Below are 10199 nucleotides of genomic sequence, written 5' to 3' on the forward strand. Positions count from 1 at the left end.
AAGCAAAAATATTTTCACATTTTGTTTTGCTTGAACCAGCTAACTACATTTCTATAATTTTATCGACATTATTTAAGCTGGTTTAACCAAGAATAATTTAATATTATGGACTGATTGAACCAGCTAACTACATCTCTATTATTCTATCGACATTATTTAAGCTGGTTTCCCTATGCGCAATAATCATCATAGTTAAACCTTGGTGTGAAAGTTTCTTTATCGATTCATTAATTTCAATTTCCGTTTGTGGATCGAGTGCCGATGTAGCTTCATCAAAAAACAGTACTTCAGCATCGAAATATAAAGCTCGGGCAATACCCACTCTTTGTCGCTGTCCTCCCGACAGTTGAGCTCCTCGCTCGCCCACTCTTGTATTTACACCCTGCTCTAATTCTCCTGTCAGATTACTTAAACTAGATTGTTCAATTACCTTATCTACTTTATCATAATCTATTTTATCGACATCGATACCAAAAGCAATGTTCTCTGCAAGTGAAGCATCAAGTAAGTAAACTTCCTGCTGTACATAACCGAGTTTTTTCTGCCAGGCCGCAACACTACCATTATTAATAACCTTGCCGTCAACCTTCAGTTCTCCTGACGTTGGGTCTAAAAACCCTAAAACTATATTCATCAAGGTGGTTTTTCCCCCTCCGGACTGACCTCGTAGACCAATCACTTCTCCCTTTTTAATTCTTAAATTAAAATTGTCTATGACATTACGTCCGGCGTTAGGATATTTAAATGAAATATTTTCAAGTGATATTGCTTTATTAAACGATATACTTTGCACTGATTCAACTTCCTCTTCTTCAAAATCCTTAACCTGCTCAATCACAGGCAAAGTATACTGACTCTCATTTAATCCGTTTAAGGCAATCATTATTCGGTTTATAGAGGGCATTATCCTGTATGCAGCAACAGCATATACGCCCAATAAAGCGGCTAAACTTTCTTTCGATGGCATGAATAACAAACCATAAGTTATTATAGCAAAGATTGCCAGAACCATAGTTGTTTCAATAAGTTTGGTGGGGACTAAATTAAATATCGTTCTGCTTACGGATATTCTTTTAAATTCAGCCATATTACCCGTCATCCGCTTTTGAAAAAAGTTATATGTACCGTTAATAATAACATCTACATACCCAAATACCGACTGAAATATACTTTTCCCAATTTCCGGTGATACTTTATTGAAATCCTCTCCTAACTTCGCTATTTTATCCTTTGTTGCTTTGTAAAAAATAACGAATACAGGAACTATAGTCACTACCAGCAACAACAATATCCCCGGATTATAAAGTACAATTGCAATAACGATTAACATCAGTAATATTACCTCGTTAAACAAATTGAACATCCCGAGAACAACTGACTGGGCAAACCTCTGTGGTACTCCAAAAATATCACGATTGATAATATTAGAATTTGTTTCCTTAAAATACAGAAATCCTTTTTTATAGTAGTATTTATGAAGTTTGATCATAAAGTACTCCATTATAGAATAAGAATATGTAGTCTGGTATTTCTGAATTAGTAAACCTACGATATTCTTCAAAATGATCATTAATACTACAAGCCCGGCAATACTAATTATGAAAGCATTTTCAGAAGTATATCCTAATGTGTTGTAAATACTGTTTAAGTATTGATTTTCATAAACTACATTTTCCTTTAAAATCACCATAAACAATGGTAACAAGGATGCCAGCCCTACCAATTCCAGTATTGAATTAATAAATAATAAAATAACTGAAATAATCCCTTGCTTTTTGAATTGCGACGGGAGTATTTGTTTAAGTTGTTTTATTGTATCTGTAATTATCATACGCTGATTTTTCCACTAATTACACGAATTAGCACTAATTCATTTTGGCTATTTTGTAGCCTAAAATACTAGCCTTTTTCGTTGTAAACTCTTTGTTCCAAAGTTCACTAATAATCCAACTTTTTTATTTGTTGCTTTCAAATAATTGAGTATCTGAGCTTCATGGTCTGTTGTTAACCCTGATAATGCTTTTAATTCTACAATAATACTATCATAGCAAACAAAATCAGCAATGTAATATTTCTTCAATTCTTTTCCTTTGTACGATATTTTTATTTGCTTTTCTCTTTCGAAAGGAATTTTTCTAAATTTAAATTCCTCTTCTAAAGCTTCCTGATATACAGCTTCAAGAAAACCGCTACCTAAATTATTATGTACTTCCATACAAGCCCCAACGATGTCATAGAACTCTTCTTTCAAGTATAATTCAGTCATAATATCTCCTTTTATATTTTACTACAAATAAATTTGTGCTAATTAGTGTAATTAGTGGACGGCTCCGCCCTCCTAAGTCACATAATCAGCGAACAGTAGATATTGTGATACAGAGGCACAGTAATGCAGTTATATTAAATTTTTCAACAGATTGACTCCATCGAATTATCATTTCCCCGATTATCGCTAGGAATTATGTACACTTTAGACCCTTCGACTACGCTCAGGGCATGCTTTAGACTTTGTACTTTAGACTTTGTACTTTCTACTTTAGACCTTCTACTTGTTACACCAAAGGATGCTTCTCCCCCAACATTACTATCTCCTTACTCCTAATATCATGAACTATCTCAATCGATCTCCTGGCCTCATCCAATCCAAAACCGTTGCCTTTTAAAATTTCCTGATAACTAAGTGTGTGAAGATCTGTAAATCCACCGCTAAACTCAATTTCCTCTCCGTCAACCGTGATAGAACGATAAGTTCTTGCTCCTGTAGCCTGTATTTCTTTTGGGATAGAATTATAGTCAACACTTAAAAACCAGCGAACTCTGGCTTTCTCCAATTCTAAATATCCTGCAGCTTTTTCTCTGTCGTGTGTGTGTACAATATTTTGCTTAACATCACCAAAAATCCATGTCAGCATATCAAAAAAGTGAACTCCTATATTTGTAGCTACCCCACCACTCTTCGTAACATCCCCTTTCCACGAAGTAAAATACCAGTGTCCACGCGATGTTAAATATGTTAAATCAACATCATATATTTTATCTTTGGGGCCTTCTTCTATCTTCTTTTTTAATGCTACAATCGAAGGATGAAGTCGTAGTTGAAGTATATTATATATTCTTTTGTCACTTTCATTTTCTATCTCAGAAAGAGCATCAACATTCCACGGATTTAAAACAAGAGGTTTTTCACAAATCACATGAGCATTCGATCTAAGTCCAAAGCGAATATGTGCATCGTGCAAATAATTTGGTGAAGCTATCGAAACATAATCAACTCCATCTCCTTTGCGGCGCAATTTATCAATGTGACGATCAAATCTTTCGAACTCTGTAAAGAAATCTGCCTCAGGAAAATAAGAGTCAATAATTCCGACACTATCATTTTTATCCAGGGCAGCAACAAGCTTATTTCCTGTATCTTTTACTGCTTTCATATGTCTTGGAGCTATATATCCTGCAGCCCCAATCAATGCAAATCTCTTTTCCGTAGCCATAACTTTACATTTTGACACGAAATAAATACTTTTTTTTAATTATAGCCTGAAAAACAACCATGATTTACCAATATTTTTCAACAATATTATAAGGTAATACAGGGGAACACTCTTTCTACAAATTAGTCACTGTAAAGACAAATAATTTTTTTTTAAAATACTCAACCGATTTTTTGCAGAAAATTCATAAACAAAAAAAGGTGCGCTTGCACCTTTATAAACAGCGACGAAGTCGCATAAATTCGTATTAGAAATATTTAATCTATCCTTTAATAGAAAATCTTCTTTGTTGCGAAATGGAATATTATTTCTCTTTCGGCATTTTCATCACTATCAGAACCGTGAATAGCATTATGCCCCAATGATTCTGCGTATAACTTTCTTATTGTCCCTTCTGCTGCCTGAGCAGGATCGGTAGATCCAATTAAAGTTCTAAAATCTTCAACTGCATTATCTTTTTCCAATACTGCAGCAACAATTGGCCCGCTCGACATAAATTCTACCAGCTCTTCATAAAATGGTCTCTCTTTATGCACATCATAAAAAGCCTCAGCCTCACCATTTGTCATTTGAGTCATTCTCAAAGCAACTATTTTAAAACCGGCACTTGTAATCTTATCTAAAATAGGACCGATAAATCCATTTCCGACCGCCCCTGGTTTAATCATTGTAAAAGTTTTGTTCCCTGACATATTCTCTTTAATTATGGGTTATAATTATTATTAATTCAACAAAATTAAAAATATACTTCATTAATCCTAATACTACCCCGGATTATTGTAACAATATCAAAAACTTTAATTGAAAATTACCATATAGTCAATATGAAAGTAAATTGTAAACAGTATTTTATGATAATCATACTTATTCATATTACCTGGCCGCCTATACAGGCTATACGCTATAGTTGTGTCTGGAAAATGCTTTCTTTAATATATTTGCCTGCAGGAGCTCATAAAATCGCTCTGCAGACAAATAAATCAATGCATTTTCCAAACACAAGCTGCCGCTTCTATCCTTGGCGGAGGTATTCAGATCATAAGCCAAAATCACAAGTTAAAATCATAAAATCATAAAAAATCTCTTATTTTTACAACAAATAATAAATAAAAAATCATGAATACAGTTTATAAAAGTGCTTTACTGGCTCTTGCAATATCTACTGCCTCGCTACAGTCATGCAGCAGTGACGAAGAAAAAAAGCCGGTAAAAACTGAAACTAAACAGGAAAACACTATGGTTCAGGATGAATTGAACAAGTACGTTTCTTTCAAATTAACTACCGACATTTCGCATTTGAGCGAAAATCAAAAAAAGATGCTTTCCAAAATGTTCGAAGTATCTAAAATAATGAATGAATTGTTCAAGTATGAAGTATTAGATAATACTGATACCAAACTTGCTTCCTTAGGAACAGAGGCCGAAAAAGAACTTTTCAAAATAAATTACGGTCCCTGGAACAGACTCGATGGTAATAAGCCATTTATTAGTGGAGAAAAGGCTAAACCTGCCGGAGCAAACTATTACCCTCTTGATATGACAAAGGAAGAGTTTGACAAATGGGAAAATAAGGATAAAGATGGTTTATATTCTTTTGTTCGCAGGAATGATGCCGGTGAACTCATTTTAGTTCCGTATCACGAAATGTTCTCCGAACAAATAAAAAAAGCATCAGACTTATTACTTGAGGCATCTGACCTTGCAGAAAGTGCCGACTTTAAAAAATACCTGAAACTTCGTGCAGAAGCATTACTTAATGACGATTATTTTGAATCGGATATGGCCTGGATGAGCATGAAAGATAATATGATCGACTTTGTAGTGGGCCCCATTGAAAACTACGAGGATCAACTTTACGGATATAAAACTGCTCACGAAGCTTTCATTCTTATTAAAGATTTAGAATGGAGTGAAAAATTGAAGAAATTTGCACAATTCCTTCCTGAACTACAAAAAGGTCTTCCTGTTGATGAAAAATATAAAGCTGAAACTCCGGGGACCGATTCAGATCTTGGTGCTTACGATGTAGTTTATTATGCAGGCGATTGTAATGCCGGTAGTAAAACAATTGCTATAAACCTTCCAAACGACGAGAAAGTTCAATTGGCAAAAGGAAGTAGAAGACTGCAGTTAAAAAATGCCATGCAGGCTAAATTCGACAATATTCTTATTCCTATTACAGGAGTTTTAATTGACGAATCGCAAAGAGAGCATGTAAAATTCGATGCATTTTTTGCAAATACAATGTTTCACGAAGTTGCCCATGGTTTGGGAATTAAACAAACTCTCGATGGAAGTGGCAGTGTTCGTAAAGCATTAAAAGAAAAAAGTTCGGCACTCGAAGAAGGAAAAGCAGATATCCTGGGACTTTACATGGTTGATCAACTTATCAAGAAAGGTGAACTGGATTCCGACATAAAAGACAATATGGTAACATTTATGGCCGGAATATTCCGCTCTATAAGATTTGGAGCATCATCTGCTCACGGAAAAGCAAACCTTCTAAGATTTAACTACTTCAAAGAAGCAGGAGCTTTTACCCAAAACGAAGACGGAACATATAAAGTTGATTTCGTAAAAATGGAAGAGGCAATGAATTCTCTTTCTGAATTGATACTAACTATCCAGGGAGATGGGGATTATGAAAAAGTTTCAAAATTAATGGCTGAAAAAGGTGTTATCGGAGCTGATCTTCAAAAAAGTTTAGACAAACTTTCTGAGGCTAAAATTCCTGTTGATGTTGTTTGGGAACAAGGGTCTGAAACATTAGGATTGTAATAAATCTCAAAATTATCCCCTCTTGAGAGGGGATAATTTTTTATTGCCCATTTTGGCAATAAAAAATAATAAATCAGTTTTCTTTCAAAACATAATCATCATACTCTATTTCAAACTTCAGCTTATGACTGGCTTCCTCTTCGGCCAAACGGGCAAATAATTTCTTCAGATCTGAATTATTTGTTGATTCTCCCAAAACAGTATAAAGTTTATAAGCACCCTTTTCTCTGTGCATTGCAAGCCGTAGGGCATCAGCATAATCATCTATTTTACTTGGTGGTTTTGCAACTATATAATCAGATATTTTTAAATCAGGTACGCCTCCTTTAAACTCTTCTGCAAAAACACCTTCCGCTTTTACTTTTTCAAGTTTGATTTTATGTACTTTTTCTTCATCTGCATTTTTCAAAAATATTTTCTTCACAGCAATGTTACTTGCCTTTTCCGCAAGATTGGTATAAAAATCAACTGCATCCTGTTCCGATTGAATTGCATAATCGAGTATTTCGTCAATTGAATTAAATTTTTCCATTATTGTAGATTTATTAGTTTAATATAATCAAATTTAAGGAAATTAATCTGCTAATAAAGTGTATATGACTTATTTATACAAAAAAAAGACCACCCAAAAATGAATGATCTCTTTAGTCTTTATTTTTTTTCCTTATCCCCTACTAATGATAGATTTCATAGCGTGAGAAAGTATATTTGGATTCTCTTTTAATCTACGTGTCGAGTATCCAAACCAATCTTTTCCAAATGGCACATAAACTCTTATTCTATGGCCTGCATCAATTACTCTTTGACGAAGTTTTGGAGTAACACCATAAAGCATTTGGAACTCATAACCTTCTTTAGGCATATTATATTTTTCGATCAGTTTAAAAGCTCCTTCTACCAGAAACTCATCATGAGTTGCAATTCCGGCATAGATTCCATTTTGGAACATATATTCCAAATCTTTCAGAAAGTGTTCATTTACTTCATCAAAATCTTTATATGCAACCTCCTCAGGTTCGATATATATCCCTTTACACAAACGATAATTTGTAGGAGCTATATCCGAATGTATATCCATAAGGCCTTTTATATCACTAAAAGTACGGCGCATATAAGCCTGAACAACCAAACCAACATTTGTTGGAAATTCACCTTTCAGCCTTCTGTACAGTGTAATCTCAAGATCGGTACACGGAGAATCTTCCATATCGATACGAACAAAATTCCCGTATTCGGCCGCTTTTGCAACTACTGCACGAATATTTTGATAAGCTTTTTCTTCGTCAAGCAATAGTCCGAAAGAAGTAGGTTTTACAGAATAGTTTCCATCAATCTTATTTTTCTCAAACTCTTCTATTACTTCCAGATACTCATCCCTGGTTTCATCGGCCTGGGATAAATTTGTAATAAATTCTCCAAGAACATCTACAGTTATCATAATATTCTGTGAATTTAACTCCTTCGAAACTCGAATTGCATCTTTCAACTCTGCTCCTGCAATATATTTTTTTGAGAATGACCATATTAACCTCTTTGGAAAATGTGGTAACAGTCCCGCTATCATTTTATTAAACATTTTTTGCTCTATAAAAAGTTACACATTAAAAATCTATCAACTTATTTCAGCTACAAATATATAAGATTATAAAAATTTACACTAAAAAAATACAAAATGATTAGCACTTATCTCATGTCAAAATATCCTCTTTCTTCAATATCTCCTAATTTATTTACAATCTCTATCTTTTCGGAACGAGAAATACCTGCAGGATTTATCCCTAAAGAATCCTGAGGAATTGGAACATTCAGTTTTTGATAGTATTCTATCCATACAGGAAAAAATTCACCGGTTTTTAAAGACTTAAAAGTCATAGGTTCCAATTCAAAGAATGCATTATTATGATTAGCTTCTTTAAACAGGTCGTAAATCAGCTCAGAACAGTAATATTTTCCATTATTATAGATAAATTCATCATCATATTCCATTCCAAGAACATCGGGAACATTATTTATCAAACTAACCAAAATCGAATTATAATCTTCTTTTACTCTTCCTACCCAAACTTTTGGATTTCCGTTTTTATCACTGCTTCTTTTCAAAAATTCATGTAATGGAGTTAAAGTCACTCCAATTGAGACTGCTTCCAAAACTTTCCATCCTTCATCGTCACTCACTACCAATCCTATATGAGAAAATTTCACTGAATCTCTGCCCCATGTAACCTCTTCAATAGCATCGCAGGTTAATCCACAATCCAAATCCTGAAATAGTAAATCTCCTTCTACCGGCTTGTAAGCATTCAAATAATTTATTTTCAAATAAAAAATGAAAGTAATGATAAGAATACTAAACCCTATTAAATTTTTAGTTCGTCTGGTCATTTTTCAATTCTATAAAGGCCTTACCTATATTTTTTATTATATCTCCCGCAGAGAAACTCTCCACGGACTCTTCTCCAAGTTCTAAAGAAATATCAGCTGTACGTCCATGGATATAAACCCCTAAAGCACAAGCCTCAAAATTCGAATACCCCTGGGCAATCAAAGAAGTGATAATACCCGTTAATACATCACCGCTTCCTCCACTTGCTAACCCGGGATTACCCGTACTGTTAAAATAAATATTTCCATCTGGCATAAATATGGAAGTATGAGCTTCCTTTAACACTAAAATTACCTGATAATTCATTGAAAATTCACTTGCGAGTTTCATTTTCTCATAATCATCATTCCAAGTACCAACCAGTCTTTCAAATTCTTTTGGATGAGGTGTTAACACTGCTCCTTCAGGCAGCATATCCATCATTTCGCGATGTTGCGATAAATGATTCAATGCATCTGCATCCAAAACCATTGGTGTTCTGTTATCTTCCAAAAAACTTTTCAGTAATTCATGTGTTCCTACTACAGTTCCAAGCCCCGGACCAATCCCGATGGCTGTTGGTTTTATGGAATAATACAAACTATCAAGGTGATTTTCGCCTTCCATCAATACCATAGCTTCAGGAACAGCTGTTTGCAAAACCTGATAACCACACTTTGGAATCAATGAAGTAACTAATCCTGAACCACTTTTTACAGCGGCTTTTGTAGTTAACAATATAGCTCCTATCTTACCTGTGCTTCCCCCAACAATCAAACTGTGACCATAGCTCCCTTTATGTGAAAACTTTTTTCGCTTTTTCCATAAGCCTGAAACAAAGCTTTTGTCAAGAAGATGATAGTAGCTTTCCGTACTATCAATGTACTCCTTTAGCAAACCTATATCCAAAACTTCAAAACTACCCGAGAATTCAGCATATTCAGGTAATAAAAGTGATAATTTAACAGACTGAAAAGTAAGGGTGTAATCTGCCTTTATTATAGAATTTGTATCGTCTGTTTTTTGTTGTGCATAAAGTCCTGAAGGCATGTCTATAGCAATAACCCTTGCATTGCTTTTATTTATTTTTTCTATTAGACTTTTAGTAAATCCAACAGGGGCCTTACTCAAACCTACTCCGAAAATTGCATCTATAATATAACCTCCGTCTATAACAGGAATTGTATTAAAATCCTTAATATGAATTATATCTGTTAACCCTTTTAACCGCTCGTAATTTATTTTAAAATCATCGCTAAAGTTTCCCGAAAACTCAACAATATAAGTTCTGATATTCCATCCGGCATTTATCAGTAACCTGGATATTACCAAACCGTCTCCTCCATTATTCCCAACTCCACAGAAAATATCTATCGGCTTATCTTTATACAGATTCTTAACCACCCAATTATAGCATTGCATGGCTGCTCTTTCCATTAATTCAATCGAAGGAATAGGTTCATTTTTAATAGTGAACAAATCTGCCTCTTTTATTTGTGACGGGGATAAAATCTTCATATCAGAATGAAATTAATTGTTATAATAAATTTAAGAAATCTTAATTAATT

At 34.1% G+C, this 10199-nt stretch carries 9 protein-coding genes; 1 reads left to right on the forward strand and 8 read right to left on the reverse strand.

The genetic code is table 11. The annotated features are described in order from the left end of the window. Positions 1-127 precede the first annotated feature (127 nt). From ABFR62_10735 to ABFR62_10750, 4 genes are all read right to left on the reverse strand, one after another. Positions 128-1831, reverse strand: coding sequence for an ABC transporter ATP-binding protein (locus tag ABFR62_10735; GenBank protein ID MEN8138896.1), 1704 nt, complete (start codon positions 1829-1831; stop codon positions 128-130). 60 nt (positions 1832-1891) lie between these two features. Further along, positions 1892-2266, reverse strand: coding sequence for a GxxExxY protein (locus ABFR62_10740; protein ID MEN8138897.1), 375 nt, complete (start codon positions 2264-2266; stop codon positions 1892-1894). A 286-nt stretch (positions 2267-2552) separates the two neighbouring features. Next, positions 2553-3491 (reverse strand): Gfo/Idh/MocA family oxidoreductase, encoded by a 939-nt coding sequence (locus ABFR62_10745; GenBank protein ID MEN8138898.1) that lies wholly within the window; start codon positions 3489-3491, stop codon positions 2553-2555. Positions 3492-3760: 269 nt separating this feature from the next. Then, positions 3761-4183: a nucleoside-diphosphate kinase gene (locus ABFR62_10750; protein ID MEN8138899.1), complete on the reverse strand. Its 423-nt coding sequence runs from the start codon at positions 4181-4183 to the stop codon at positions 3761-3763. 424 nt (positions 4184-4607) lie between these two features. Between ABFR62_10750 and ABFR62_10755 the strand changes: the two genes are divergently transcribed. Continuing rightward, the gene (locus ABFR62_10755) at positions 4608-6269 is read left to right on the forward strand and encodes a Zn-dependent hydrolase (protein ID MEN8138900.1); all 1662 of its coding nucleotides are present in this window, start codon (positions 4608-4610) and stop codon (positions 6267-6269) included. A 73-nt stretch (positions 6270-6342) separates the two neighbouring features. Here the strand turns inward: ABFR62_10755 and ABFR62_10760 are convergent, their stop codons facing one another. The 4 genes from ABFR62_10760 to ABFR62_10775 all read right to left on the reverse strand — a co-directional run bounded on the left by ABFR62_10760 (position 6343) and on the right by ABFR62_10775 (position 10149). After that, the gene (locus ABFR62_10760) at positions 6343-6801 is read right to left on the reverse strand and encodes a ferritin family protein (protein MEN8138901.1); all 459 of its coding nucleotides are present in this window, start codon (positions 6799-6801) and stop codon (positions 6343-6345) included. A 132-nt stretch (positions 6802-6933) separates the two neighbouring features. Beyond that, positions 6934-7845: a proline dehydrogenase family protein gene (locus ABFR62_10765; protein ID MEN8138902.1), complete on the reverse strand. Its 912-nt coding sequence runs from the start codon at positions 7843-7845 to the stop codon at positions 6934-6936. Positions 7846-7952: 107 nt separating this feature from the next. Further along, positions 7953-8573 (reverse strand): YiiX/YebB-like N1pC/P60 family cysteine hydrolase, encoded by a 621-nt coding sequence (locus ABFR62_10770; GenBank protein MEN8138903.1) that lies wholly within the window; start codon positions 8571-8573, stop codon positions 7953-7955. A gap of 61 nt (positions 8574-8634) precedes the next feature. Next, positions 8635-10149 (reverse strand): NAD(P)H-hydrate dehydratase, encoded by a 1515-nt coding sequence (locus tag ABFR62_10775; protein ID MEN8138904.1) that lies wholly within the window; start codon positions 10147-10149, stop codon positions 8635-8637. Positions 10150-10199: the final 50 nt, after the last annotated feature.

It is taken from the genome of Bacteroidota bacterium, assembly GCA_039714315.1.
GTDB lineage: Bacteria > Bacteroidota > Bacteroidia > Flavobacteriales > JADGDT01 > JADGDT01.